This window comes from Streptomyces sp. NBC_01264, from assembly GCF_026340675.1.
Taxonomy (GTDB): Bacteria; Actinomycetota; Actinomycetes; order Streptomycetales; family Streptomycetaceae; genus Streptomyces.
The window spans coordinates 2,919,908-2,944,020 of record NZ_JAPEOX010000001.1 but is presented as its reverse complement, the minus strand read 5'-3'; the positions used below and the strand labels follow the sequence as shown (position 1 = coordinate 2,944,020).

The following is a 24,113-nucleotide window of genomic DNA, read 5'->3' as shown; positions in this document are numbered from 1 at the left end:
GAGGGCCCGCCCCGGTCGACCGGGGCGGGCCCTCCTCGTGCGTGGTGGAGGCGTCAGTTGTGGCCGAACTTCTTTTCCTTGCGCTTGCCGGCCATCTGCAGCGGGCTCGGGGCGGCCGGGGTCGAGGCCGAGGACGAGGAGTCCATCGAACTCTTCCCCGGATCCTGTGCGGCCGAGCGCTCTTCGGACTTGGCGGGCTGCTGGCGGTTCTTGTTCTTGGCCATGGGATGCCTCCGTGGGGGTTTAGGGGCCAGGGCCGCCTTCACACTCACACAGCGCCGTAAACGGCGCATTTTGGATCATTACCGCGCGTAGTCGGGGCTCCTGCCGGGGCACTCCGAGAGATACGCCACGCCGATGATCGAGTTCCGGCCGTCAAGGCCGTTGCCGTCGGGCAGACTCGGGGAAACCGCGAAAGAGACAGAGGACCCCCAGGGGAAGAGGGTGGTACGCGTGGACCGCTGCGTCGTCCTGGTGGACGCCGGCTACCTGCTGGGCGCCGCCGCGAGCCTCCTCGCAGGAGAGCCGTCCCGCTCCCGGATCACCGTCGACCATGCGGCGCTCATCCAGGGCCTGCGCGAGCGCGCCGAAGCCGACACCGAGCAGCCGCTCCTGCGGATCTACTGGTTCGACGGCGCCCCCGACCGGGTACCCCAGCCCGAGCACCGGCGACTGCGCGTCATGCCTCGCGTCACCGTCCGCCTGGGCGCCCTGACCCGCAGCGACGGCCGCTGGGCCCAGAAGGGCGTCGACGCGGCCATGCACGCCGAGCTCACCGAGCTCGCCCGCAACCGGGCCTGCTCGGACGTCGTGCTCGTCACCGGCGACGGGGACCTGCTGCCCGGCCTGATGTCCGCCAAGGAACACGGGGTCGCCGTCCACCTGTGGGCCGTCCAGGCCGCCGACGGGGACTACAACCAGTCCGAGGACCTCGTCGCCGAAGCCGACGAACGCCGCGTCCTGGACCGCACCTGGATCACCCGCGCCGTCCGCGCCCGCGACCTCACCGGACTCTGTGCCCCGGCGCCGGCCCCGCGCCCCGAGATCGCCGCCATCCTCTCCGCGCCGCTGCCCGAGGCCGCCCTCGCGGAGGCCGCCCGCGGCAGCGGCGGCGGAAGCCGGCCCGAGGCCTCCGTGGAGCCCGAGGAGGGCGGAACGGCCACCACCGCCGCGGCCGGCACCGCCAACGGCAGGAACGTCCCCACCCCGAAGGATCTCGCGGGAGCCCTGCGCGCCCCTGGGGCCCCCGCAGCCGCCCCCGGGCCCGGACACGCCCTCGGCGCGGCCCCGGCGGGCAGCGCCCTGCGGTGGTCCTCCGACAAGGGGTGGGTCGACCGCGCCGGGCCGCTCGGCGAGCCCGCCGAGACCGCTTCCCTGCCCACCCTCGCCCAGCTCACCTCCGCCGAGCAGCGCTGGGCGGACCGCGAGGAGGACATCACCACCGTCGGCGGCGACCCCTTCGAGGTCGGCCAGGTGTTCGCCCGGCGCTGGATGGAACGGCTCCCGGAGACCGTGCACCTGCAGAAGCTCGCCACGATGTACCCCCGGATCCCGCACCGGATCGACGGGGAGCTGCTGCGCTACGCCGCCCGCTTCGGGCTCCTCGCGCACAAGGACGACCAGATCGACGAGCACGACCGCTACGCCATCCGGGCCGGCTTCTGGCGCGAGATCGACGTACGGGCGGCCGCGGAACACGTGGCCGGCGGCGGCGCCGCCGGGGGTACGCCCGGCCCGGCGGGAGCCACGGCCGCGGTCCCGGCCGCGGCGACCGGGGCTCCCGCGGCCCCCGTGGCGGTGGCCCAGGCGGCCCCGGCAGCCGAGTAGGGGCCGCAACCCCGTAGGCTGCTCCCTCGTGAGTACGGGGACAGCACAGGCAGGACCGCCGCGCGGTAGCCGCACGGCAGGGGCCGCGGGACCGGCCTCCGACGTGGTCTGCGCGGTACGTGACCTGGTCAAGACGTATCCCGCGGTACGAGGACGGCGCGGGGCCCCGGCCCTGCCCGAGACCCGTGCCACCGACGGGATCTCCCTGGACGTGCGGCGCGGTGAGATCTTCGGGCTGCTCGGCCCCAACGGCGCCGGCAAATCGACCCTGGTCCGCCAGCTCACCGGCCTGCTGCGGCCCGACTCCGGCTCCGTGACCCTGCTCGGCCACGACCTCGTACGCCACCCCGACCGCTCCGCCCGGCTGCTCTCCTACCTGGGGCAGGAATCCACCGCCCTAGACGAGCTCACGGTCTCGCTGGCCGCCGAGACCACCGGCCGGCTGCGCGGCCTCGGCCTGCGCGAGGCGCGGGCCGCACGGGACTCCGTACTGGAGGAGCTCGGCCTGACCGGGATCGCCGGACGCCCCCTGAAGAAGCTGTCCGGCGGACAGCGGCGCCTCGCGTGCTTCGCCGCCGCGCTGGTGGGGGAGCGGCCCGTCCTGGTGCTCGACGAGCCCACGACCGGCATGGACCCGGTGGCCCGGCGGGCCGTCTGGGCCGCCGTCGACCGCCGCCGCGCCGAGACCGGGGCCACCGTGCTGCTGGTCACCCACAACGTCATCGAGGCCGAGACCGTCCTCGACCGGGTCGCCGTCATCGACCAGGGCCGGGTCATCGCCTGTGACACCCCCGCCGGGCTCAAGGCGCAGGTGTCCGGCGAGGTCCGGCTCGAACTGGTCTGGCGCGAGTCCGCCCCGCTGGGTTTTCCGGAGGTCGCGGAGCTGCGTGAGCTCGCAGTGGAGACGGGGCGGCGCTGGGTGCTGAGGCTCGGGCCCGACGAGGCGCGGGCCGCGGTCGCCGCGGTGACCGGCGGTCCGGCCTTCGGAGCCCTCGACGATTTCACACTGGCCACGCCGAGCCTTGAGGACGTGTACCTCGCGCTGGGCGGGAAGATGAAAGGGCTGGTGAAGTCGTGAGCGACCGTCCCGCAGGCGCCGTCGCGCCGATCGGAGCCGCGCCGATGGCCGGCGTGCCCGCAAACGGCGTGCCGATCGCCGCCGCGCCCGTGACCGCCGGGCAGGGCGGCGCCTTGCCGAACACGGTCCGACACCACTCCGCCGCCGCGCCGCTGGCGCCCCGCGCCCGGTTCTTTCCGGCGCTGGCCGCCGTCTACCGGGCCCAGCTGTCCCGGGCGCGGGTCTCGCGGATCCCCCTGCTGTTCGTGGCCACCTTCCAGTCCGTCGGGATCATGATCCTGATGCGGGGCGTGGTCGACGGGGGCTCCGAGGCGCGGGCCGTCGTCGCCGGTTCCTCCGTGCTGGTCGTCGCCTTCGTCGCGCTGAACCTGCTCGCGCAGTACTTCGGCCAGCTCCGGGCCAGTGGCGGGCTCGACCACTACGCCACCCTGCCGGTGCCGCCCGCGTCCGTGGTGCTGGGAACGGCCGCCGCCTACGCCTCCTTCACGCTGCCCGGCACGCTGGTGACGGCCGTCTTCGGCAGCGTGCTGTTCGGGCTGCCGATGGGCGGACTGTGGATCCTGGCCGCCGTGGTGCCGCTGGCCGGCGCCGCCCTCGCCGGGCTCGGCGCGGCGCTGGGCCTGCTCGCCCCCCGGCAGGAGCTGGCCACCCTCGCCGGACAGCTCGGCATGTCCGCGGCCCTGCTGCTGGGCGTGCTGCCGCCCGAGCGGATGCCGGACGTCATCGTCTGGGCCCGGGACCTGCTGCCGTCGACGTACGGCGTGGAGGCGTTCGCCCGGACCTTCGAGCCGCATCCCGACTGGGCGGCGGTCCTCCTCGACCTCGGCGTGTGCGCGGGGGTGGGCGCGCTGTCCCTGGCCGTCGCGACCTGGGCCTATCGGCGGGCAGCGGTCCGCTGAGGCCCGCCAGGGGCGTGGCGGCGGGCGTGGCGGCGCCGATCGTTAAATCAAACACTTCCTGGCACGATGTGGGGGTGACCGAAGCCGTGACCCCCTATGACAAGCCCGACCAGCCGCCGTCGGAGCCGTCTTCCGCTGCGACAGAGGCTGGGGCCGGGCCCGCGCCCGAGCCCGCCTTCTCCCCGTCCGACATCCGCGACGGGGCCGCCATCGCCCTCGTGATCGGCGTGGCCGGCGTGCTCCTCGGGCTGCTGTGGGTCTGGCTCGCGCCGCGCGTGCAGTACGTCTCCAACGGTGAGGCGGTGTTCCTGCGGGACACCGAGAGCGAGGCGCGGATCGGCGCCGACGGGACCTTCCTCCTGCTGTCCGTCGGATTCGGCGTGCTGAGCGCGCTGGCCGTCTTCCTGTGGCGCCGGAGCGGGGGCGCGGCGCAGGTCGTCGGGCTCGCGGTCGGATCGGTCTTCGCGGCGCTGGTGGGCTGGCGGGTGGGTCTGTGGCTGGGGCCGTCCTCGGACCTCGTGGCGGCCGCGCGGAAGGCGGGGAAGGGTGTCCCCTTCGACGCCCCGCTGGAGCTGCTCGCGCACGGGGCGCTGCTCGGGTGGCCGATGGCGGCGGTCGTCGTCCACCTCGCCCTGACGGCGCTGTGGGGGACGCGGGATCCGGCGCCGGAGCCCGGGGTGTGGCCGTCCGGGTACTACCAGGCCCCTGCGGGCCCGGCCGACTCCCCGGGGCCGTCCCCGGACCCGTCCGGCACGGAGCCTCCGCGCCCGTAGCCCCCGGCTCGGGAGAGGTGCCCTGCGGGGCTGTCCCCTACCCGCCCTTCGCCCGTTCCCTGGGGCTCCGCCCCAGACCCCGCGCCTCAAACGCCGGCGGGGCTGGATACATCCAGCCCCGCCGGCGTTTGAGGACTCCGCCCCGCAGGGCCGGGGGCGCTACGCCCGGGCGATCGGGGCCAGGGGGGCCGAGGTCAGGGCGGCCAGGGTGGCCGGGGCCAGTTCGACCTCCAGGCCGCGGCGGCCCGCCGAGACGCAGATCGTGGGGAAGCCGGAGGCCGAGGCGTCCAGGACCGTGGGGAGGCGCTTGCGCTGGCCCAGGGGGGAGATGCCGCCCAGGACGTAGCCCGTGGTGCGCTCGGCCAGGGCCGGATCGGCCATCGCCGCCCGCTTGCCGCCCACCGCGGCGGCCAGGGCCTTCAGATCGAGGCTCCCCGAGACCGGGACCACCGCGACCACCAGGGAGCCGTCCACGTCGGCGAGGAGGGTCTTGAAGACCTGCGCGGGGGAGACCCCGAGGGCCTGGGCCGCCTCCTCGCCGTAGGAGGGGTGGGCCGGGTCGTGCTCGTAGGCGTGCACGGTGAATGCGGCGCCGGCCGCCGTCAGGGCCACGATCGCCGGAGTGCCCGCCGGTTTCTTCTTCGCCATGGGTCCCTCGTCGGATCGCGTCAGTTGGGGCTCGTCGGCGCGCGGGTGAGGTCCACGGCCGGGAGCGAGGGGAGGTGGCGGATGACGGCCGTCTCGCTGCGCAGCAGCTTCAGCTCCTCCGCGAGGCGGGTCGCCGTGTCCGGGGCCTGGAGCAGGCGCTGCTTCGCCGGGATGTCCAGCACCGCGGCAGCCGCGACCAGGTACGAGACCACCGAGGGCTCGTCGGGGAGGTCCATGCCGGTCAGGGACCGTTCGCGGGCTCCCGCGAGCCGCTTCTGGTACGTGCGGAACGCCCGCAGCACGCCCTCCGCCAGCGCGCCCGCGCCGTCGCCCGCGTCCTCCGGGAGCTCCTCCAGCTCCGCCACGAGGAACGGGCCGGACGCGTCGACCGACAGCAGCCGGACCCGGACCGTGCCGGTGGCCATCACCTCGAAGCTGCCGTCCTCCCGTTCCCGGATGGAGGCCGCGTCCGCGATGCAGCCCACCCGGTGGAAGGCCTGGACCGGGTCCGCGCCGAAACCGGCGGCCGGGCCGCGCTCAGGCACGGCCGTCTGGTCGGGCAGGCCGGGCGCGGTCGGGGCGACCTCCCGGCCGTCGCGGATCGCGACGACCGCGAAGCGGCGGGGCTCGTCCTCTCCCGCCTGCAGCAGCTCGCGCATCATGGCGCGATAACGCTCCTCGAAGATGTTCAGCGGGAGGACGAGTCCCGGGAACAGCACCGAGTTCAGCGGGAAGAGGGGCAGGCGAACGGTGGTCACGAGGCACAGGGTAGTGGCCGGGGGCCGTAGGGCGTGTCCCTGGGACACCCCCTGCCGTCATCCCCGCCTCAGGACGCGGGAGGCTCCCGCCGCGACCGTCGTGGCCAGGATCCAGCCCAGGATGACCAGGGCCGTCGTGACCCACTGCCAGCCGCCCCGCAGGATCCACTGGTCCTGCAGGCCCAGGTCGATCACCGGCAGCAGCAGGTCCAGGGCGAACAGCGCCGCGTCCCAGTCGGGGTGCTCGTCCGCCTTGACCGGCGGCGGCTCGCCGTGCACGGCGAAGAGCACGGCTCCGGCCGCCCACAGCACGGCCATCCACAGCGCCGCCCGGCCCGGCCGGTAGCCGTAGACCACCGTCCAGTCCTGCAGGTAGCCCCACGCGCGCAGCGCCGGCGGCAGCGTCGCCCGTCGGCGCCGCTGTTTGGCCAGCAGCACCCCGCGGGCGTCCGAGTCCTCCCCTGAGGCCCGCAGGACCGCGGCGAGCCGTTCGTACGGTTCCGGGGAGTACTCGGGGGTGGCCGCCTCGACCCACTCCAGCCGGCGGGCCGGCGGGAAGAGGCCCCGGGGCGCGAGGTTCTCGTAGGCGAATCCCTCGATGGACAGCCGGCCCGGGCGGGCCGGCCAGCTCGTGACCATGTCCACGAGCTTGACCACCTGCGAGCCCGACAGCACCACCCGTCCCCGCTCCGGGCGCTCGCCCACGAACCGCAGCTCCGGGGTGTGGATGCGGCGCAGCGAGATCTCCTGGTCCTCCGTGAGGGTGAACCGGGCCCCGTAGAAGTCCACGGCGTCCCCGAAGCGGCCGTCGTCCAGCCGCAGGCCGCCCCGGCACTCGAAGTGCTGCGCGGGCCGGCCCCGCAGCGGGGTGTGGCCCTGCCCGTAGGGGGGAGTGGAGGAACCGGAGTCGCCCAGGGTGTAGTCCAGGGCTATGGAGGTCAGGTAGAGGGTGCGCTCGACGGTGAGCTGCGGGGCGTTCAGCGCCCGCTTCCCGGCCGGATTGATCAGGCGGGCCCCGCGCAGGCTCATCGACACGCCGACCTTGGCTCCGCGCAGGCTCACCTCCCCGTAGGTCCGCAGCAGCTCGCCCTGGAAGTCCTGCGCCACCGACATGCCGTCGGCGGCCAGGGCCCGCCCCTTGTTGTCGCGCTGCAGCACCGCCTCGCTGATCAGCAGGTCGGTGCCGATCTGCGCGTCGGTCAGCCGGATCCCGCGCGCCACCCGGCAGCGCGGCAGGTGCAGGTCGCCTTCCGTCTGCAGGCGGGCCGCCTCCAGCCGGGGTATCGCGCAGTTGACCAGGCGCAGGGTGCCGAAGCGGGTCTCGGAGAGCTGCACCTCGCCGTCGAAGCGGCAGGACTGGAGCTCCACGTACGGGGTGACCGTGCCCCCGGAGAGGTCGAGGCGGCCCGTGATCCGGACGCCGCGCAGTTTCAGGGAGGCCACCCGGCCCGGCACCGGGCCCGGTCCGTGGAGCAGCAGCAGGGCCACCACGTCCGCGCGGACGCTGCGCCCGGGGCCCCAGACCCGGTCGGCGTGCGGATCGTCCCGCTCGGCGGTGCGGGTGCTGAGATCGCAGACGCTGCCGGTCCGGTACGCGTCCCACATGAGCCGTTCGGGGCCGGTGAGATCGTCCGGTGCCCCGTCCGGGCGTGCTTCGGCCATGGCGGCCCCCCTCCGCTCGTCCGCGCGGACACCCACCGCGCCTACCCGCACGCTAGAGGGCCGCTGTGACATCGGGAAACGTCCGTGGCTTGTATCAGCCAGTGATACGGACGAACGGTGGCGCTGGGCGGTCTGAGAGAATTGCCGGGTGATCTCTCGTATCGACCTGCGCGGTGACTCCCTCCCCGAGGGTGGCGCCCTGCGCGATCTGCTGCCCCGTGCCGAGTTCGACGTGGAAGCCGCCCTGGAGAAGGTGCGGCCCATCTGCGAGGACGTCCACCATCGTGGGACGGCGGCGCTGATCGAGTACGCGCAGAAGTTCGACGGGGTGGAGCTCAAGCAGGTCAGGGTGCCCGTCGAGGCGCTGCGGACCGCTCTGGAGCAGCTCGACCCGGCCGTCCGCGCCGCTCTGGAAGAGTCGATCCGGCGCGCCCGGATCGTGCACCGGGGCCAGCGCCGCACCGAGCACACCACCCAGGTGGTCCCCGGCGGAACGGTGACCGAGAAGTGGGTTCCGGTGGAGCGCGTGGGGCTGTACGCCCCGGGCGGCCGCTCGGTGTACCCGTCCTCCGTCGTCATGAACGTGGTCCCGGCCCAGGAGGCGGGCGTGCGGTCCATCGCGCTCGCGTCCCCGCCGCAGGCCGACTTCGGCGGACTGCCGCACCCGACGATCCTGGCCGCCTGCGCGCTGCTCGGCGTGGACGAGGTGTACGCGGCGGGCGGCGCCCAGGCCGTCGCGATGTTCGCGTACGGAACCACCGGCGAGGACGGGTGTCCTCCCGCCAACATGGTGACGGGCCCCGGCAACATCTGGGTCGCCGCCGCCAAGCGCTACTTCACCGGCAGGATCGGCATCGACACCGAGGCCGGCCCGACCGAGATCGCGGTCCTCGCCGACTCCACGGCCGACCCGGTGCACGTCGCCGCCGACCTGATCAGCCAGGCCGAGCACGACCCGCTGGCCGCCGCCGTGCTCGTCACGGACTCCGAGGAGCTCGCGGCCGCCGTCGAGAAGGAGCTGGAGCCGCAGGTCGCGGCCACCAAGCACATCGAGGACCGGATCAAGCCCGCGCTGGCCGGCCGCCAGTCCGCGATCGTGCTGGTCGACAGCCTGGAGGACGGCCTCAAGGTCGTCGACGCGTACGGCGCCGAGCACCTGGAGATCCAGACCGCCGACGCGGCCGCCTGGGCAGCCCGTGTGCGCAACGCCGGAGCGATCTTCGTCGGCCCGTGGTCCCCGGTCTCGCTCGGCGACTACTGCGCCGGCTCCAACCACGTACTGCCCACCGGCGGCTGCGCCTGCCACTCCTCGGGCCTGTCCGTGCAGTCCTTCCTGCGCGGCATCCACATCGTGGACTACACGCGCGACGCCCTCGCCGAGGTCACCCACCACGTGGTGACCCTCGCCGAGGCCGAGGACCTGCCCGCGCACGGCGCGGCTCTCAAGGCACGATTCGGTTGGAAGGTTCCGCAGGCATGACCGGCACCACTGACAGCACGGACGGCACCGCCACCGGCGCCGAGGCCGTCATCGGCATCGACGACCTCCCCATCCGGGACGAGCTCCGCGGCAAGACCCCGTACGGCGCCCCGCAGCTGGACGTGCCCGTCCAGCTCAACACCAACGAGAACCCGTACGGCCTGCCCGAGCCTCTCGTCGCCCGCATCGCCGAGCGCGTCGCCGAGGCCGCCCGCACCCTCAACCGGTACCCCGACCGGGACGCGGTCGAGCTGCGCACCGAGCTCGCCGCCTACCTCACCCGTACCGGCAAGCACCCGGTCGCGCGCGAGAACGTATGGGCCGCCAACGGCTCCAACGAGGTCCTCCAGCAGCTGCTGCAGACCTTCGGCGGGCCCGGCCGCACCGCGATCGGCTTCGAGCCCTCGTACTCGATGCACGCGCTGATCGCGCGCGGCACCGGGACCGACTGGATCTCCGGGCCGCGCCGGGAGGACTTCACCATCGACGTGGAGGCCGCCGAGCGCGCCATCACGGAGCACGCGCCCGACGTCGTCTTCATCACCTCGCCCAACAACCCCACGGGCACCGCGGTCGGGGCGGAGACGGTCCTGGCCCTCTACGAGGCCGCGCAGGCGGCCCGGCCCAGCCTGGTCATCGTGGACGAGGCCTACGTGGAGTTCAGCCACCGGGACTCGCTGCTGCCGCTGATCGAGGGCCGCCCCAACCTGGTGATCTCCCGGACCATGTCCAAGGCCTTCGGCGCCGCCGGACTGCGCCTGGGCTACCTGGCCGCGCACCCCGCCGTCGTGGACGCCGTACAGCTCGTACGCCTGCCGTACCACCTGTCGGCCGTCACCCAGGCGACCGCGCTGGCCGCCCTGGAATTCACCGACACCCTGCTCGGCTACGTCGAGCAGCTCAAGGCCGAGCGGGACCGCCTGGTCACCGAGCTGCGGGGGATCGGCTTCGAGGTCACCGACTCCGACTCGAACTTCGTACAGTTCGGCCGGTTCGAGAACTCCCACACCGCCTGGCAGAAGATCCTCGACCAGGGCGTCCTGGTCCGGGACAACGGCGTACCGGGATGGCTGCGGGTCACCGCGGGCACCCCGGCCGAGAACGACGCGTTCCTGGAAGCGGTTCGCGCACTGAAGAAGGAGCAGCACGCATGAGCCGCATCGGACGGGTCGAACGGACCACGAAGGAGACCTCGGTCCTCGTCGAGATAAACCTCGACGGCACCGGCAAGGTCGACGTCTCGACGGGCGTGGGCTTCTACGACCACATGCTCGACCAGCTCGGCCGCCACGGCCTCTTCGACCTCACGGTCAAGACCGAGGGCGACCTGCACATCGACAGCCACCACACCATCGAGGACAGCGCGCTGGCGCTCGGCGCCGCCTTCAAGCAGGCCCTCGGCGACAAGGTCGGCATCTACCGCTTCGGCAACTGCACCGTGCCGCTCGACGAGTCCCTCGCCCAGGTGACCGTCGACCTGTCCGGCCGCCCGTACCTCGTGCACACCGAGCCCGAGAACATGGCGCCGATGATCGGCTCGTACGACACGACGATGACCCGGCACATCTTCGAGTCCTTCGTCGCGCAGGCCCAGATCGCCCTGCACATCCACGTGCCGTACGGCCGCAACGCCCACCACATCGTGGAGTGCCAGTTCAAGGCGCTGGCCCGGGCCCTGCGCTACGCCGCCGAGTTCGACCCGCGCGCCGCCGGGATCCTGCCTTCCACGAAGGGCGCCCTCTAGCGTGAACGGGCTCAACTCGATCCTGATCTTCCTCGGCCTGTTCCTGGCCGGTGGCGCCTATTCCTTCAAGAAGCAGAAGATCTCCACGTCCGTCGTCGTCCTGCTCGCCCTCGGCTCCGCGATGTGCCTGGCCGCCGGAGTGCTGCGGATCCAGGGGATTTGGGAGTGAGTGCTTTGACCCCCACCAAGAAGGTCGTCGTCTTCGACTACGGCTTCGGCAACGTCCGCTCCGCCGAGCGCGCCCTCGCGCGCGCCGGCGCGGACGTGGAGATCACCCGCGACTACGACAAGGCCATGGACGCCGACGGACTCCTCGTCCCCGGCGTCGGCGCCTTCTCCGCCTGCATGCAGGGGCTCAAGGACGCGCGCGGCGACTGGATCATCGGCCGCCGGCTCTCCGGCGGCCGTCCGGTCATGGGCATCTGCGTCGGCATGCAGATCCTCTTCGAGCGCGGCATCGAGCACGGCGTGGAGACCGAGGGACTGGACGAGTGGCCCGGCACGGTCGGCCCGCTCCAGGCCCCGATCGTCCCCCACATGGGCTGGAACACGGTGGACGCGCCCGCCGACAGCCAGGCCTTCGCCGGCCTGGACGAGGACGCCCGCTTCTACTTCGTGCACTCCTACGCGGCCCACGACTGGTCGCTGGAAGTCACCAACCCGCTGATCAAGGCCCCCAAGGTCACCTGGGCCACGCACGGCGAGCGGTTCGTCGCGGCGGTGGAGAACGGGGCCCTGTGGGCCACCCAGTTCCACCCCGAGAAGTCCGGGGACGCCGGCGCCCAGCTCCTCACCAACTGGATCGAGACCCTGTGATGACGACGTCGAAGAAGCTCGAACTGCTCCCCGCCGTCGACGTCCGCGACGGCCAGGCCGTCCGCCTCGTGCACGGCGTGTCCGGCAGCGAGACCTCCTACGGCTCCCCGCTCCAGGCCGCCCTCGCCTGGCAGTCCGCCGGCGCCGAATGGCTGCACCTGGTCGACCTGGACGCCGCCTTCGGGACCGGTGACAACCGCGCGCTCGTCGCCGAGATCACCGGCGCCATGGACATCAAGGTCGAGCTGTCCGGCGGCATCCGCGACGACGCCTCGCTCGCCGCGGCCCTCGCCACCGGCTGCACCCGCGTCAACCTGGGCACCGCCGCCCTGGAGACCCCCGAGTGGGCCGCCAAGGCCATCGCCGAGCACGGTGACAAGATCGCGGTGGGCCTCGACGTGCGCGGCACCACCCTCAAGGGCCGCGGCTGGACCAGCGAGGGCGGGGACCTCTACGAGACCCTCGCGCGCCTGGACTCCGAGGGCTGCGCCCGGTACGTCGTCACCGACATCGGCAAGGACGGCACCCTCACCGGCCCCAACCTGGAGCTGCTGAAGAACGTCTGCGCCGCCACCGACCGGCCCGTCGTGGCCTCCGGCGGCATCTCCTCCCTCGACGACCTGCGCGCACTGGCCGGGCTCGTCGGGGCGGGCGTCGAGGGCGCCATCGTAGGCAAGGCCCTGTACGCCAAGGCGTTCACGCTCGAAGAAGCCCTGAAGGTGGTCTCCGCATGAGTTCCGAGAACAGCTCCACGAACCGTTCCGACGTCCGGCGCATCTCCTCCGGCGGCGCCTACGAGGACGTACTCGGCTACTCCCGCGCCGTCCAGCTCCCCAACGGGCTGGTCCTGGTCTCCGGCTGCACCGGGGCCGACGCGGGTGGCCCGTACGACCAGACGAAGAAGGCCTTCTCCGTGGCCTTCGCGGCGCTGGAGCAGGCCGGGCTCGGCCCCGAGCACGTGGTCCGCACCCGCCTCTACCTCACGCACGCCCGTGACGTGGACGAGGTCGGCCGCGCGCACAGCGAGCTCTTCGACAAGATCCGCCCCGCCTCGACGCTGATCATCGTCAACGGGTTCGTGGACCCGAGCATGGTCGTCGAGGTGGAGGTCGAGGCCTTCGGCCCCGCTCCCGCTCCCGCCCCCGTCGCGGGAGGCTCGGCATGACCCTCGCCGTACGGGTGATCCCCTGCCTGGACGTGGACAACGGCCGTGTGGTCAAGGGCGTCAACTTCCAGAACCTGCGCGACGCCGGCGACCCCGTCGAGATGGCCAAGCTCTACGACGCCGAGGGCGCCGACGAGCTGACCTTCCTCGACATCACCGCGTCCTCCGGGAACCGGGAGACCACCTGCGACGTGGTGCGCCGCACCGCCGAGCAGGTCTTCATCCCGCTGACCGTGGGCGGCGGGGTCCGCACCGCGGACGACGTCGACAAGCTGCTGCGGGCCGGCGCCGACAAGGTCGGCGTGAACACCGCCGCCATCGCCCGGCCCGAGCTCATCCAGGAGATCGCCGAACGCTTCGGCCGGCAGGTGCTCGTCCTGTCCGTCGACGCCCGCCGGACCGCCTCCGGCTCCTTCGAGGTGACCACCCACGGCGGCCGGCGGAGCGCCGGCATCGACGCCGTCGAGTGGGCGCACCGGGCGGCCGAACTGGGCGCCGGGGAAATCCTGTTGAACTCGATGGACGCGGACGGTACCAAGGACGGCTACGACACCGAGATGATCGCGGCCGTGCGCAAGCACGTCACGGTCCCGGTGATCGCCTCGGGCGGCGCGGGCAAGCTCGCGCACTTCCCGCCGGCGATCGCGGCGGGCGCCGACGCGGTGCTCGCGGCGTCGGTGTTCCACTTCGGCGACCTGCGCATCGGCCAGGTCAAGGAAGCGCTGAGGGAAGCCGGCCACCCGGTCCGCTGAGGTTCGCTTCGCCCGTGGGGGGGCCGGTTCGTGAACGGGAACGTCTGGCGGGACGGCAACGTCCTGCGCTGGCTGGCCGCCTACGGGGCTTCGCTCGTCGGGGACGGGGTCTACTTCCTCGCCCTCGGCTGGGCCGCCGCCCAGACGGCCGGCCCGGCCGAGGTCGGCCTGGTCATGGCGGTCGGCGCGATACCGAGGGCCCTGCTCATGCTGGGCGGCGGGGTGATCGCCGACCGCTTCGGGCCCCGGCTGGTGGTCATCTCCTCCGACGCGGTGCGCTGCGGTGTCGTCCTGGGACTGTCGCTCGCCTTGGCCCTCGGCTCCCCGGGCCTGTGGGTCCTCGTACTCGTCGCGCTGGTCTTCGGCATCGTGGACGCACTGTTCATGCCGGCCGTCGGCGCGCTGCCGCCCCGGATCGCGGGGCCCGGGCAACTGGTACGGGTCCAGGGGCTGCGCAGCCTCGCCGAACGCGTCGGGCACACCGCCGGGCCGCCGGTGGCGGGGCTGGCGATGGGGCTGGGCGGGCCGGCGTCCGCGTTCGCGGTGGCGTCGGTGCTGTTCGGGATCTCCCTGGCGCTGCTGGTGGCGGTACGGATCGCCCCGCTGCCGGCCTCCGCGGAGCCCGCGGCGGCTCCCCCTTCCGAGAGCCCCTGGAGCCAGCTCCGCTCGGGGCTCGGGTACATCCGGAGGCACGGGCTGATAGGCCCCCTGATGCTGTCCGGGGCCCTGAGTCAGCTGGGCACGTCCGCACCGATGACGCTGGGGCTCATCCTCGTCTCCGAGGAGCGCGGCTGGGGGCCCGGCGGGGTCGGCTGGATCATCGGCGGGATGGGCGCGGGCGCGGCGTCGAGCGCGCTGGTGCTCACCCTGATCCCGAGGTTCCCCCGGGCCGGGGCGATCCAGAACCTCACCCTGATCATCGGCTCGGCCGGCATCGGCGGCCTGGTCCTCGCCCCGAGCCTGCCGGTGGCGGTGGGGCTGGCCGTGCTGACCGGTCTGGTGTGCGGGATCTGCGGCGGCCTGGCCGTCGCCCTCATCCAGACGGCCACGGATCCCTCGTACCTGGGGCGGGTCAGCTCCGTGATGGCCTTCACGGCGGTCGGCCTGGCCCCGCTGGCCTACCCCGTCTTCGGCTTCGCGGCGGACGCGTGGGGGGTGACCCCGGTCTTCCTGGCAGGGGCGGCGGTGAGTATGGCCGGCGCGATCGTCGGCACCTCGGCCCCCGCGGTCCGCCGCGCGGAGCTTGCCTTCGCCTGAGCGGCCCGGCCCGGTGGGCCCGTGCGGGTGTCCGGCCCTGCGGGGCGAAGTCCCCTACCCGCCCTTCGCCCGTTCCCAGGGCCCTGCCCTGACCCAGTCCTCAAACGCCGGCGAGGCTGGATCTGCCCAGCCCCTCCGGCGTTTGAGGAGCGGGGGTCCGGGGGCTGGCCCCCGGCAACGGCGCCGCACCCGGCAAAGGGTCCGGGCGCAGCCCGGGGAACGGGCGAAGGGTGGGTAGGGGACCCAGCCCCGCAGGGCCGACCCAGCCGCACCCGCCCACCGGCCCCACGCCGGGACGGCCGTGGCGCAAGCGCCGACCCGCCACCGCCGGACGGAGTTCGGCGCAGCGCCACGAAGCCCGCGCAGCGGGGAGCGAGCGGCGCGTCAAGGAGGTGCCCGCGCAGCGGTGCGAGGGGCGCGTCAAAGAGGGGGCAGGGCTCACATGCCCAGGCGGGCCACCGTGAGCTGCGCGATGGCCTCCTTCGGGCCGTCCAATTCCACCGCGGCGGCGTCCTGGCGGCCGAAGCAGAAGAGCGTGAGCTCGCCCGGCTCGCCCGTGACCGTCACCACCGGCGCGCCCTTGTGCGCCACCGCCGTCTGGCCGTTCGGGCGGCGCAGGACCAGGCCCACCGGGGAGCGGCGGCCCGTCAGGCGGGACAGCTTCTCCAGGCGGGACCAGAGGGAGTCGGAGAAGACCGGGTCCAGGGGACGCGGGGACCAGTCCGGCTGGGCGCGGCGGACGTCCTCGGAGTGGACGTAGAACTCCACCGCGTTCGCCAGCTCGTCGATCTGCTTCAGCGAGTAGGGGGACAGCTTCGGCGGGCCCGTGCGGATCAGCTGGATGAGCTCCTCGTACGGCTTGGCCCCGTACTCCTCCATCGCCCTGTCGAGGCGGGCCTTCAGGACGTTCAGCAGCAGTCCGCCCGCCGCGTCCGGGCGACGCTCCCGGACCACCACGTGCGCGGCGAGCTCCCGCGTCCGCCAGCCTTCGCACAGCGTCGGCGCCTCCGGGCCGGCGGATTCCAACAGGTCGGCCAGCAGCAGTCGTTCACGCTTCGCATGGGTAGACATACGGGCCAGCCTACGGCTGGAACCCGCCCCGTGGCTGCCCATCAGGCGGACAGTGATCCTTGATCGTCCCCCCGGCCCGGCACAATGGCCCCATGAGTACGTCCTCCCTCGATCCCGCCATCGCCGCCCGCCTCAAGCGCTCCGCGGACAGTCTGGTCCCGGCCATCGCCCAGCAGTACGACACCGGTGAGGTGCTCATGCTCGGCTGGATGGATGACGAGGCCCTGCACCGCACCCTGACCACCGGCCGGTGCACGTACTGGTCGCGCAGCCGTCAGGAGTACTGGGTGAAAGGCGACACCTCCGGTCACTTCCAGCACGTGAAGTCCGTCGCGCTCGACTGCGACGCCGACACCTTGCTCGTCCGGGTGGACCAGGTCGGCGCGGCCTGCCACACCGGTGCCCGGACGTGTTTCGATGCCGATGTGCTCCCCCTGGCCGGTCCCCCCGGCCCCACCGCCGAAGCCGAATAGCCGAAGCCGATCACAAGTAAGGTCCCACGCCATGGATCTTGAGACGTTCCGCAAGCTCGCGGCCGACCGCCGCGTCATCCCCGTCAGCCGCAAGCTGCTGGCGGACGGTGACACGCCCGTCGGGCTCTACCGCAAGCTGGCCGCCGAACGCCCCGGGACGTTCCTCCTGGAGTCCGCCGAGAACGGCCGCTCCTGGTCGCGCTACTCCTTCGTCGGCGTCCGCAGCGCCTCCACCCTCACGGTCAAGGACGGCCAGGCCCACTGGATCGGCACCCCGCCCGTCGGCGTCCCGGTCTCGGGCGACCCCCTGGAGGCCCTGCGGCAGACCGTGGAGGCCCTGCACACCCCCCGGGACCTCGCCTCCGGCATGCCGCCCTTCACCGGCGGCATGGTCGGCTACCTCGGCTACGACATCGTGCGGCGCCTGGAGCGCATCGGTGAGCACACCGAGGACGACCTGCGGCTGCCCGAGCTGACGATGCTGCTCACCTCCGACCTGGCGGTACTGGACCACTGGGACGGCACCGTCCAGCTCATCGCCAACGCCATCAACCACAACGACCTCGCCGCGGGCGTGGACGAGGCGTACGCGGACGCGGTGGCCCGCCTCGACGCCATGGAGGCCGACCTCGCGCGGCCCGCCCCGTACGCTCCGATGCCGCTGCCCGCCTCCGAACTGCCGGAGTACTCGGTCCTGTGGGGCGGCGAGAAGTACCAGGCCGCCGTGGAGGACGTGAAGGAGCGGATCCGGGCCGGCGAGGCCTTCCAGGTGGTGCCCTCGCAGCGGTTCGAGACCCCGTGCACGGCCTCCGCCCTGGACGTGTACCGGGTCCTGCGGGCCACCAACCCCTCCCCGTACATGTACCTCTTCCGCTTCGAGAACGGCTTCGACGTCGTCGGGTCCAGCCCCGAGGCGCTGGTCAAGGTCGAGGACGGGCGGGCCATGGTCCACCCCATCGCCGGCACCCGGCACCGCGGCGCCACCCCGCAGCTGGACAACGAGCTCGCCGACGAGCTGCTCGCCGACCCCAAGGAGCGCGCCGAGCACCTCATGCTCGTCGACCTCGGCCGCAACGACCTCGGCCGGGTCTGCGAGCCGGGCTCGGTGGAGGTCGTCGACTTCATGAGCATCGAGCGGTACTCGCACGTCATGCACATCGTCTCCACCGTCACCGGGCGCGTCGCCGAGGGGAAGACCGCCTTCGACGTGCTCACGGCCTGCTTCCCGGCCGGCACCCTGTCCGGCGCGCCCAAGCCGCGCGCCATGCAGATCATCGAGGAGCTGGAGCCCACCCGCCGCGGGCTCTACGGCGGCTGCGTCGGCTACCTCGACTTCGCCGGGGACTCCGACACCGCCATCGCCATCCGCACCGCGCTGCTGCGCGACGGGAAGGCGTACGTGCAGGCCGGCGCCGGGGTCGTCGCCGACTCGGTGCCCGAGCTGGAGGATGCCGAGTGCCGCAACAAGGCCGCGGCGGTGCTCCGCGCGGTGGCAGCGGCGAACCGCCTCCACGGCTCCTGAGCCCGTAGGGGATAGTGGGGTACGTGAGTGCCGTACCCCCGCCCCGAACCGAACACGCCGATGCCACCGCCGAGCCCGAGGCCCCCTCGGGCCGAGGCGGCCGCCGCAGCGTGGCCGTCGCCCTGCTGTTCGGCGCGCTCGGCGCCACCGTCGTCCTGCTCGCCTCCGGCCGCGTCTGGGCCCGGGGCGTCGCCGCCGTCGGCGGCGGCTCGCTGCCGGTGACCGCCGACGGGCGGGCCGTCACCGGCCTGCCCGCGGCCCTGGCCATCGTGGGGCTCGCCGCCCTGGTCGCCGTCTTCGCCGTACGCGGCCGGAGCCGGCTGCTGGTATCGGGGCTGCTCGCGCTGAGTGGCCTGGGCGCGACGGTGGCCGCGCTGGCCGGCGCGGACGGCCGCGGCGCGCTGGACGCGGAGGCGGCCCGTACGACGGCCGACGCCGCGGCCCATGTGGCCGGCCTGACCCAGACGGCCTGGCCCTACGTGACGGCCGCCGGCGGGGCGCTGATCCTGCTGGCGGGACTCCTCGCGCTGCGCTTCGGGAGCGCCTGGCCCACGATGGGCGGCCGCCACGAGCGTGACGGCAGCCCGCGACCGCGCAAGGCGGCCGTGGTGGACCCGGACCGGCCGGAGGACCTGTGGAAGGCTCTGGACCGGGGCGAGGACCCCACCGGCCAGGACCCGGCCCGCTGAACCCGCATCCGCGACGCGGGAACCTCCGGACCCGACGCGGGAACCTCCGGACCCGACGCGGGAACCCCCGGACCCGACGCGTGGACCCGGACCCGACCCCGTGAACGAGGTCGCGGCCCGGTGCGGGACAATGACCACCGAGCGTTGACCACAGCACCGTTCGACACAGCACGTGCGGCGTGCGACAGAGCACACCCGAGTACGAGGAGCAACTCATGGCGGGCACTAGCCACGGACACACCCCGGCCGCCTGGACCGGTGTCATCATCGCCTTCATCGGTTTCTGCATCTCCGGTGCCTTCATGGTGCTGGCGAACCCGCTGGGCTTCTACGCGGGCCTCGTCGTCGTCGTCATCGGCGGTGTCGTGGGCATGGCGATGAAGGCCGCGGGCATGGGCGCGCCGAAGGCCGCGCACAACGACCTCGCCGAGGTCATCGCCGCGAACCGCGTCGCCGCGAAGGTCTGACGGGCCGACCGGGCGGTAGCGGGTACGCAGGTTTTCGAAAGGCGCGGCCCTGTCGGGCTGCGCCTTTTGTCATGAGCGGAGAGAATCAGCGGGTGGACGCCTCCTCCGGAACGACCGACCTCGCACCGCCTCCCACGCCCGTCTCCCGGGCGGGCCGGCTGGTGCGTCCGGCGCTCACGCTGGCGGCGGCCGCGGCGGCCCTCGCCTATGTGGGGACCGTGGATCCGAACGAGCCGGGCCACTATCCGGTCTGCCCGCTGTTCCGGCTGACCGGGGTCCTGTGCCCCGGCTGCGGCGGGCTGCGCAGCGCCCACGCGTTCGCCCACGGCGATCTCGTCACGGCTATCGGGGCAAATGCCCTGGCGGTCGCGGGCTACTTCCTCTTCGCCGGTTTCATGCTCCTGTGGCTGGTTCGGGCCTATCGCGGGGTACCGGCCCCGAGGCTCGTCGTACGGCCGTTGTACGCGTGGGGGATCGGTGCGGCGGCCCTGCTCTTCTCCGTTGTCCGGAACCTGCCCGCGGGCTCTTTCCTGGCGCCCTGAGGTATAGCTGAAGTAAAGATTCCGGATGTCCATTTAATGGGACGCCGTCAACCGCGTGCGGAGGGCAAGGCGTCCTGCGGATACCATTTGAACTGCTGACCTTGCAGTTGTACGTGTCTGCAAGGCGGCCGACCGTCATCGACCCGGAAGGGGGCCGCTCGCGTGAGTGTGCTCGACGAGATCATCGAAGGGGTCCGCGAAGACCTTGCCGAACGGCAGGCGCGCGTCAGCCTCGACGAGCTCAAGGAGCGTGCCGCCAAGGCGCCCCAGGCCAAGGACGGCGTCGCTGCCCTGCGCGGCGACAGCGTCAAGGTGATCTGCGAGGTCAAGCGTTCCAGCCCCTCCAAGGGCGCGCTGGCCGCCATCGCCGATCCGGCCGGGCTCGCCGCCGACTACGAAGCGGGCGGTGCGGCGGTCATTTCCGTCCTCACCGAGCAGCGTCGTTTCGGTGGCTCGCTGGCCGACCTGGAGGCCGTCCGCGCCCGCGTGGACATCCCGATCCTGCGCAAGGACTTCATCGTCACGGCGTACCAGCTGTGGGAGGCCCGCGCCTACGGCGCCGACCTCGTGCTGCTGATCGTCGCGGCCCTGGAGCAGGAGGCCCTCGTCTCCCTCATCGAGCGGGCCGAGTCCATCGGTCTCACCCCGCTCGTCGAGGTCCACGACGAGGAGGAGATCGAGCGTGCGGTCGCGGCGGGCGCCAAGATCATCGGTGTCAACGCCCGCAACCTGAAGGACCTCAAGGTCGACCGCTCCACCTTCGAGCGGATCGTCGGAGAGATCCCGGCCCACATCGTGAAGGTTGCCGAGTCCGGCATCCGCGGGCCGCACGACCTGATCGCCTATGCGAACGAGGGCGCGGACGCCGTCCTCGTCGGGGAGTCCCTGGTGACCGGCCGCGACCCGAAGGCGGCCGTGGCCGACCTCGTCGCCGCCGGCGCCCACCCCGCCCTGCGCCACGGGCGGAGCTGACCCGCACCATGGCCCGAAACCGCCCCTCCGTCCGCACCCGACCGGGCTCCGGCCTGGCCGGTGTGCCGACGGCGCACGCGCCCCTGGCGCGCGGCTGCCGCCCTCGCGGCTGCCGCGCCCCGGCCCGGCGCGTGCGCGGGCGGCGGGTCCGGTACGTGATCGGCTCCGAGCCCGGTCAGGTCAACGGCATGCGATGGCGACCCCCCGTCGCGTCGTAACGAGGCCCGCCGGACGGTGTACGTCGTACACCCACGTCGGTCGGCGCCCCCTTACGGTCCGTCCCCCGAGCCGTCGGCTCCGGGGCGGGCCGCTCCGTACCGTCGTACGCCCATGCCCCAGCGGGGTGTGCGCGTCGCGGGCGGACGGCGCAATACGGTGAAGACATCCGCGTCGCATCCGTAGGAGTACCTGGGCATGTCCAGCGCCAGCAGTTTCTTCATCCCGGACCCCGAGGGTCACATCCCCAACGCCGAGGGCTACTTCGGTGACTTCGGCGGCAAGTTCATCCCGGAGGCGCTCGCCGCCGCCGTGGACGAGGTCGCCGTCGAGTACGAGAAGGCCAAGGGCGACCCGGCCTTCGCGGCCGAGCTCAACGACCTGATGGTCAACTACACCGGCCGCCCCAGCTCCCTGACCGAGGTGCCGCGGTTCGCCGAGCACGCCGGCGGGGCCCGGATCTTCCTCAAGCGCGAGGACCTGAACCACACCGGCTCGCACAAGATCAACAACGTGCTGGGCCAGGCGCTGCTCACCAAGCGCATGGGCAAGACCCGCGTCATCGCCGAGACCGGCGCCGGCCAGCACGGCGTGGCCACCGCCACCGCCTGCGCCCTGTTCGGTCTCGAGTGCACGATCTACATGGGTGAGATCGACACTCAGCGCCAGGCCCTGAACGTGGCGCGGATGCGGATCCTCGGCGCCGAGGTCATCGCGGTCAAGTCCGGCTCCCGGACGCTGAAGGACGCCATCAACGAGGCGTTCCGCGACTGGGTCGCCAACGTGGACCGCACCCACTACCTCTTCGGCACGGTCGCGGGCCCGCACCCCTTCCCGGCGATGGTCCGCGACTTCCACCGCGTCATCGGTGTCGAGGCCCGCCGCCAGATCCTGGAGCGCGCCGGACGCCTGCCCGACGCGGTCGCGGCGTGCGTGGGCGGCGGATCCAACGCGATCGGCCTGTTCCACGCCTTCATCCCGGACGCCGACGTCCGCCTGGTCGGCTTCGAGCCCGCCGGGCACGGCGTGGAGACCGGCGAGCACGCGGCGACACTGACCGCGGGCGAGCCCGGCATCCTGCACGGATCGCGCTCCTACGTCCTGCAGGACGAGGAGGGCCAGATCACCGAGCCCTACTCCATCTCGGCCGGTCTGGACTACCCGGGCATCGGCCCGGAGCACTCGTACCTCAAGGACGCGGGCCGCGCCGAGTACCGCGCGGTCACCGACGACCAGGCGATGCAGGCCCTGCGGCTGCTCTCGCGCACCGAGGGCATCATCCCGGCCATCGAGTCGGCGCACGCCCTCGCGGGCGCGCTGGACCTCGGCAAGGAGCTCGGCAAGGACGGGCTGCTCGTCGTCAACCTGTCCGGCCGCGGCGACAAGGACATGGACACCGCCGCCCGGTACTTCGACCTGTACGACGCCGAGACCACCGGCAGCACCGAGGGGGAGACCAAGTGAGCGGCACCATCGAACTCCTGTCGGCGACCCTCGCGAAGGCGAAGTCCGAGGACCGCGCGGCCCTCGTCGCCTACCTCCCGGCCGGCTTCCCGACCGTCGACGGGGCCATCGAGGCCGTCAAGGCCGTCATCGCCGGCGGCGCGGACGTGGTCGAGATCGGCCTCCCGCACAGCGACCCGGTCCTGGACGGCGCCATCATCCAGACCGCCGACGACATCGCCCTGCGCGGCGGCGTCAAGATCGCGGACACCCTGCGGACCGTCCGCGAGGCGTACGAGGCCACGGGCGCCCCGATCCTCGTCATGACGTACTGGAACCCCATCGACCGCTACGGCGTCGAGCGGTTCACCGCGGAGCTCGCCGAGGCCGGCGGCGCGGGCTGCATCCTGCCCGACCTGCCGGTCCAGGAGTCCGCGCTGTGGCGCGAGCACGCGGAGAAGCACGGTCTGGCGACCGTCTTCGTCGTGGCTCCCAGCAGCAAGGACGAGCGCCTCGCCACCATCACGGCGGCCGGTTCCGGCTTCGTCTACGCCGCGTCCCTCATGGGTGTCACCGGCACCCGCGAGTCGGTCGGCAACCAGGCGGCCGACCTGGTCCGCCGCACCCGCGCCACCAGCGACCTGCCGGTCTGCGTGGGACTGGGCGTCTCCAACGCCGCCCAGGCCAAGGAGGTCGCGGGCTTCGCCGACGGCGTCATCGTCGGCTCGGCCTTCGTGAAGCTGCTGCTCGACGCGCCGGACCTGCCCGCCGGGCTGGCCGCCGTCGAGGCACTGGCGGGCGAGCTCGCCGCGGGCGTGCGCCGGAGCTGAGGCGTACGCTGGAGCCGACGGGCGGCGCGTTCGATCGCGCAGGCGGACCCCTGAGCGGGTTCTGTAGCCCGATCGGGTGGAAGTAGGGGCAGGGAGGCACGAGAGTGCCTCCCTGCTTCGTTTGGCCGAACGTGAGCGACATGAACGACGGTGCGAACCGCGATGCGACGAAACGATCGGCCCGCGAGCGACTCCAGGTGGAGCGCGAGAAACAGAAGGCGAGGGACAAGCGACGGCGGACCCTCGTCGTGTCGGCGGCGGTGGTCGGCGTACTCGGACTGGCGGCCGTCGTCGGCCTGATCGCGGCGAACACCGGCAAGGGCGGATCCTCCGCCAAGGGAGGCCCTCTGGTGGCCCCGGCCGGGGCCACGGGCAAAGACGCGCTCGCCATCCCGACCGGCAAGAACGAGGCCCCCTCCACGCTGACCGTGTGGGAGGACTTCCGCTGCCCGGCCTGCAAGGCCTTCGAGACCAACTACCGGGACACGATCCACGAGCTGGAGGCAAAGGGCCTCCTCAAGGTCGAGTACCACATCGTCACCCTGATCGACGGGAACATGGGCGGCAGCGGCTCCCTCAAGAGCGCCAACGCCGCGGCCTGCGCGCAGGACGCCGGGAAGTTCGCCCCGTACCACGACGTGCTCTTCGAGAACCAGCCCGAGGAGACCAACGACGCCTACGGCAATAACGCCAAGCTGCTGGAACTGGCCGGGAAGGTCGACGGACTGGACACCCCGGCGTTCCGCACCTGCGTCGAGGACGGCACGCACGACAGCTGGGTGAACAAGTCGCAGGACGCCTTCGGCGCGGGCAACTTCCGCGGCACTCCGACCGTGCTGCTCGACGGCACGGACATCTTCGCGGACCAGGCCAACCCGCTGACCCCGCAGAAGCTGAAGGAGAAGGTGGAGGCGGCCGGGAAGGGCGGCCCGGGCGGAGTGAAGGGATCCCCGTCCCCGTCCCTGTCCCCGTCCCCGTCCCCGTCGGCATCCGGCTCGTCCGCCAAGTCCAAGTCCGGCTCCGGGTCGC

At 73.0% G+C, this 24,113-nt stretch carries 26 protein-coding genes and 2 pseudogenes; 23 read left to right on the top strand and 5 right to left on the bottom strand.

Annotated features, from left to right (window positions below):
* Positions 1–53: 53 nt before the first annotated feature.
* Positions 54–224: a hypothetical protein gene (locus OG435_RS13495; RefSeq protein WP_266877064.1), complete on the bottom strand. Its 171-nt coding sequence runs from the start codon at positions 222–224 to the stop codon at positions 54–56.
* A 229-nt stretch (positions 225–453) separates the two neighbouring features.
* Between OG435_RS13495 and OG435_RS13490 the strand changes: the two are divergent.
* The 4 genes and pseudogenes from OG435_RS13490 to OG435_RS13475 form a co-directional block, all read left to right on the top strand.
* A pseudogene (locus tag OG435_RS13490) lies at positions 454–1,710 on the top strand (NYN domain-containing protein); the annotation flags it as partial.
* A 145-nt stretch (positions 1,711–1,855) separates the two neighbouring features.
* On the top strand, positions 1,856–2,905 hold the full coding sequence (locus OG435_RS13485; protein WP_430625626.1) for an ABC transporter ATP-binding protein: 1,050 nt from the start codon (positions 1,856–1,858) through the stop codon (positions 2,903–2,905).
* Positions 2,906–2,949: 44 nt separating this feature from the next.
* Positions 2,950–3,804, top strand: a complete 855-nt coding sequence (locus tag OG435_RS13480) for an ABC transporter permease (RefSeq protein WP_430625756.1) — start codon at positions 2,950–2,952, stop codon at positions 3,802–3,804.
* Positions 3,805–3,878: 74 nt separating this feature from the next.
* Positions 3,879–4,577, top strand: coding sequence for a hypothetical protein (locus OG435_RS13475; protein WP_266877061.1), 699 nt, complete (start codon positions 3,879–3,881; stop codon positions 4,575–4,577).
* Between the two features lie 159 nt (positions 4,578–4,736).
* On the opposite strand, the gene ybaK is transcribed toward OG435_RS13475, so the two are convergent.
* The 3 genes from ybaK to OG435_RS13460 are packed head-to-tail and all read right to left on the bottom strand — an operon-like array spanning position 4,737 to position 7,645.
* Complete coding sequence (gene ybaK / locus OG435_RS13470) at positions 4,737–5,225, bottom strand: Cys-tRNA(Pro) deacylase (protein WP_266877060.1); 489 nt, start codon at positions 5,223–5,225, stop codon at positions 4,737–4,739.
* Positions 5,226–5,245: 20 nt separating this feature from the next.
* Positions 5,246–5,983, bottom strand: a complete 738-nt coding sequence (locus tag OG435_RS13465; RefSeq protein ID WP_266877059.1) for an LON peptidase substrate-binding domain-containing protein — start codon at positions 5,981–5,983, stop codon at positions 5,246–5,248.
* Positions 5,984–6,040: 57 nt separating this feature from the next.
* A complete protein-coding gene (locus OG435_RS13460) occupies positions 6,041–7,645 on the bottom strand; it encodes an oxidoreductase (RefSeq protein ID WP_266877058.1) in 1,605 nt (534 codons plus the stop codon).
* 148 nt (positions 7,646–7,793) lie between these two features.
* On the opposite strand from OG435_RS13460, the gene hisD reads away from it, so the two are divergent.
* The 9 genes from hisD to OG435_RS13415 are packed head-to-tail and all read left to right on the top strand — an operon-like array spanning position 7,794 to position 14,859.
* Positions 7,794–9,125, top strand: a complete 1,332-nt coding sequence (hisD, locus tag OG435_RS13455; RefSeq protein ID WP_266877057.1) for a histidinol dehydrogenase — start codon at positions 7,794–7,796, stop codon at positions 9,123–9,125.
* Entirely contained in the window at positions 9,122–10,279 is a 1,158-nt protein-coding gene (locus OG435_RS13450; protein ID WP_266877056.1) for a histidinol-phosphate transaminase, read from the top strand. The genes hisD and OG435_RS13450 overlap by 4 nt, the downstream gene beginning before the upstream one ends.
* Positions 10,276–10,869 carry an imidazoleglycerol-phosphate dehydratase HisB gene (gene hisB, locus OG435_RS13445; RefSeq protein ID WP_215035049.1) on the top strand — a complete coding sequence of 198 codons (594 nt, stop codon included), beginning with the start codon at positions 10,276–10,278 and terminating at the stop codon, positions 10,867–10,869. Before OG435_RS13450 ends, hisB begins: the two co-directional genes overlap by 4 nt.
* A gap of 1 nt (position 10,870) precedes the next feature.
* Positions 10,871–11,038 carry a hypothetical protein gene (locus OG435_RS13440; protein ID WP_266877055.1) on the top strand — a complete coding sequence of 56 codons (168 nt, stop codon included), beginning with the start codon at positions 10,871–10,873 and terminating at the stop codon, positions 11,036–11,038.
* A 5-nt stretch (positions 11,039–11,043) separates the two neighbouring features.
* Positions 11,044–11,685: an imidazole glycerol phosphate synthase subunit HisH gene (gene hisH / locus OG435_RS13435; protein WP_250743832.1), complete on the top strand. Its 642-nt coding sequence runs from the start codon at positions 11,044–11,046 to the stop codon at positions 11,683–11,685.
* Entirely contained in the window at positions 11,685–12,419 is a 735-nt protein-coding gene (gene priA / locus OG435_RS13430; protein WP_266877054.1) for a bifunctional 1-(5-phosphoribosyl)-5-((5-phosphoribosylamino)methylideneamino)imidazole-4-carboxamide isomerase/phosphoribosylanthranilate isomerase PriA, read from the top strand. The genes hisH and priA overlap by 1 nt, the downstream gene beginning before the upstream one ends.
* Positions 12,416–12,850 carry a RidA family protein gene (locus tag OG435_RS13425; RefSeq protein ID WP_266877053.1) on the top strand — a complete coding sequence of 145 codons (435 nt, stop codon included), beginning with the start codon at positions 12,416–12,418 and terminating at the stop codon, positions 12,848–12,850. Before priA ends, OG435_RS13425 begins: the two co-directional genes overlap by 4 nt.
* Positions 12,847–13,602 carry an imidazole glycerol phosphate synthase subunit HisF gene (hisF, locus tag OG435_RS13420; protein WP_266877052.1) on the top strand — a complete coding sequence of 252 codons (756 nt, stop codon included), beginning with the start codon at positions 12,847–12,849 and terminating at the stop codon, positions 13,600–13,602. The genes OG435_RS13425 and hisF overlap by 4 nt, the downstream gene beginning before the upstream one ends.
* A 30-nt stretch (positions 13,603–13,632) precedes the next feature.
* Positions 13,633–14,859, top strand: coding sequence for an MFS transporter (locus tag OG435_RS13415; RefSeq protein ID WP_266877051.1), 1,227 nt, complete (start codon positions 13,633–13,635; stop codon positions 14,857–14,859).
* 438 nt (positions 14,860–15,297) lie between these two features.
* On the opposite strand, the gene OG435_RS13410 is transcribed toward OG435_RS13415, so the two are convergent.
* The gene (locus OG435_RS13410) at positions 15,298–15,930 is read right to left on the bottom strand and encodes a TIGR03085 family metal-binding protein (RefSeq protein ID WP_266877050.1); all 633 of its coding nucleotides are present in this window, start codon (positions 15,928–15,930) and stop codon (positions 15,298–15,300) included.
* A 92-nt stretch (positions 15,931–16,022) separates the two neighbouring features.
* On the opposite strand from OG435_RS13410, the gene hisI reads away from it, so the two are divergent.
* From hisI to OG435_RS13360, 10 genes and pseudogenes are all read left to right on the top strand, one after another.
* Positions 16,023–16,403, top strand: a complete 381-nt coding sequence (hisI, locus tag OG435_RS13405) for a phosphoribosyl-AMP cyclohydrolase (protein ID WP_266877049.1) — start codon at positions 16,023–16,025, stop codon at positions 16,401–16,403.
* A gap of 31 nt (positions 16,404–16,434) precedes the next feature.
* Complete coding sequence (locus tag OG435_RS13400; protein WP_266877048.1) at positions 16,435–17,925, top strand: anthranilate synthase component I; 1,491 nt, start codon at positions 16,435–16,437, stop codon at positions 17,923–17,925.
* A 14-nt stretch (positions 17,926–17,939) separates the two neighbouring features.
* On the top strand, positions 17,940–18,614 hold the full coding sequence (locus tag OG435_RS13395; RefSeq protein WP_266877047.1) for a TIGR02234 family membrane protein: 675 nt from the start codon (positions 17,940–17,942) through the stop codon (positions 18,612–18,614).
* 215 nt (positions 18,615–18,829) lie between these two features.
* A complete protein-coding gene (locus tag OG435_RS13390; protein ID WP_266877046.1) occupies positions 18,830–19,081 on the top strand; it encodes an HGxxPAAW family protein in 252 nt (83 codons plus the stop codon).
* A gap of 71 nt (positions 19,082–19,152) precedes the next feature.
* Positions 19,153–19,623 (top strand): DUF2752 domain-containing protein, encoded by a 471-nt coding sequence (locus OG435_RS13385; RefSeq protein WP_266877045.1) that lies wholly within the window; start codon positions 19,153–19,155, stop codon positions 19,621–19,623.
* A 162-nt stretch (positions 19,624–19,785) separates the two neighbouring features.
* Positions 19,786–20,595: an indole-3-glycerol phosphate synthase TrpC gene (gene trpC / locus OG435_RS13380; protein WP_250743801.1), complete on the top strand. Its 810-nt coding sequence runs from the start codon at positions 19,786–19,788 to the stop codon at positions 20,593–20,595.
* Between the two features lie 8 nt (positions 20,596–20,603).
* Positions 20,604–20,813, top strand: coding sequence for a tryptophan biosynthesis modulator TrpM (gene trpM, locus OG435_RS13375; RefSeq protein WP_266877044.1), 210 nt, complete (start codon positions 20,604–20,606; stop codon positions 20,811–20,813).
* Between the two features lie 196 nt (positions 20,814–21,009).
* Entirely contained in the window at positions 21,010–22,275 is a 1,266-nt protein-coding gene (gene trpB, locus OG435_RS13370) for a tryptophan synthase subunit beta (protein WP_266877043.1), read from the top strand.
* On the top strand, positions 22,272–23,084 hold the full coding sequence (trpA, locus tag OG435_RS13365; protein ID WP_266877042.1) for a tryptophan synthase subunit alpha: 813 nt from the start codon (positions 22,272–22,274) through the stop codon (positions 23,082–23,084). Before trpB ends, trpA begins: the two co-directional genes overlap by 4 nt.
* Positions 23,085–23,224: 140 nt before the next feature.
* Positions 23,225–24,010 (top strand): annotated as a pseudogene (locus OG435_RS13360) (DsbA family protein); the annotation flags it as partial.
* Positions 24,011–24,113: the final 103 nt, after the last annotated feature.

Bases quoted from the DNA above. Each gene is read 5' to 3' on its own strand.
- OG435_RS13400 (WP_266877048.1), top strand. From the start codon at position 16,435: ATGGATCTTGAGACGTTCCGCAAGCTCGCGGCCGACCGCCGCGTCATC.
- OG435_RS13495 (WP_266877064.1), bottom strand. From the start codon at position 224: ATGGCCAAGAACAAGAACCGCCAGCAGCCCGCCAAGTCCGAAGAGCGC.
- hisB (WP_215035049.1), top strand. From the start codon at position 10,276: ATGAGCCGCATCGGACGGGTCGAACGGACCACGAAGGAGACCTCGGTC.
- hisF (WP_266877052.1), top strand. From the start codon at position 12,847: ATGACCCTCGCCGTACGGGTGATCCCCTGCCTGGACGTGGACAACGGC.
- OG435_RS13450 (WP_266877056.1), top strand. From the start codon at position 9,122: ATGACCGGCACCACTGACAGCACGGACGGCACCGCCACCGGCGCCGAG.
- OG435_RS13460 (WP_266877058.1), bottom strand. From the start codon at position 7,645: ATGGCCGAAGCACGCCCGGACGGGGCACCGGACGATCTCACCGGCCCC.
- OG435_RS13390 (WP_266877046.1), top strand. From the start codon at position 18,830: ATGGCGGGCACTAGCCACGGACACACCCCGGCCGCCTGGACCGGTGTC.
- OG435_RS13410 (WP_266877050.1), bottom strand. From the start codon at position 15,930: ATGTCTACCCATGCGAAGCGTGAACGACTGCTGCTGGCCGACCTGTTG.
- OG435_RS13425 (WP_266877053.1), top strand. From the start codon at position 12,416: ATGAGTTCCGAGAACAGCTCCACGAACCGTTCCGACGTCCGGCGCATC.
- ybaK (WP_266877060.1), bottom strand. From the start codon at position 5,225: ATGGCGAAGAAGAAACCGGCGGGCACTCCGGCGATCGTGGCCCTGACG.
- OG435_RS13385 (WP_266877045.1), top strand. From the start codon at position 19,153: ATGAGCGGAGAGAATCAGCGGGTGGACGCCTCCTCCGGAACGACCGAC.
- OG435_RS13480 (WP_430625756.1), top strand. From the start codon at position 2,950: ATGGCCGGCGTGCCCGCAAACGGCGTGCCGATCGCCGCCGCGCCCGTG.
- hisI (WP_266877049.1), top strand. From the start codon at position 16,023: ATGAGTACGTCCTCCCTCGATCCCGCCATCGCCGCCCGCCTCAAGCGC.
- trpM (WP_266877044.1), top strand. From the start codon at position 20,604: ATGGCCCGAAACCGCCCCTCCGTCCGCACCCGACCGGGCTCCGGCCTG.
- trpB (WP_266877043.1), top strand. From the start codon at position 21,010: ATGTCCAGCGCCAGCAGTTTCTTCATCCCGGACCCCGAGGGTCACATC.
- priA (WP_266877054.1), top strand. From the start codon at position 11,685: ATGACGACGTCGAAGAAGCTCGAACTGCTCCCCGCCGTCGACGTCCGC.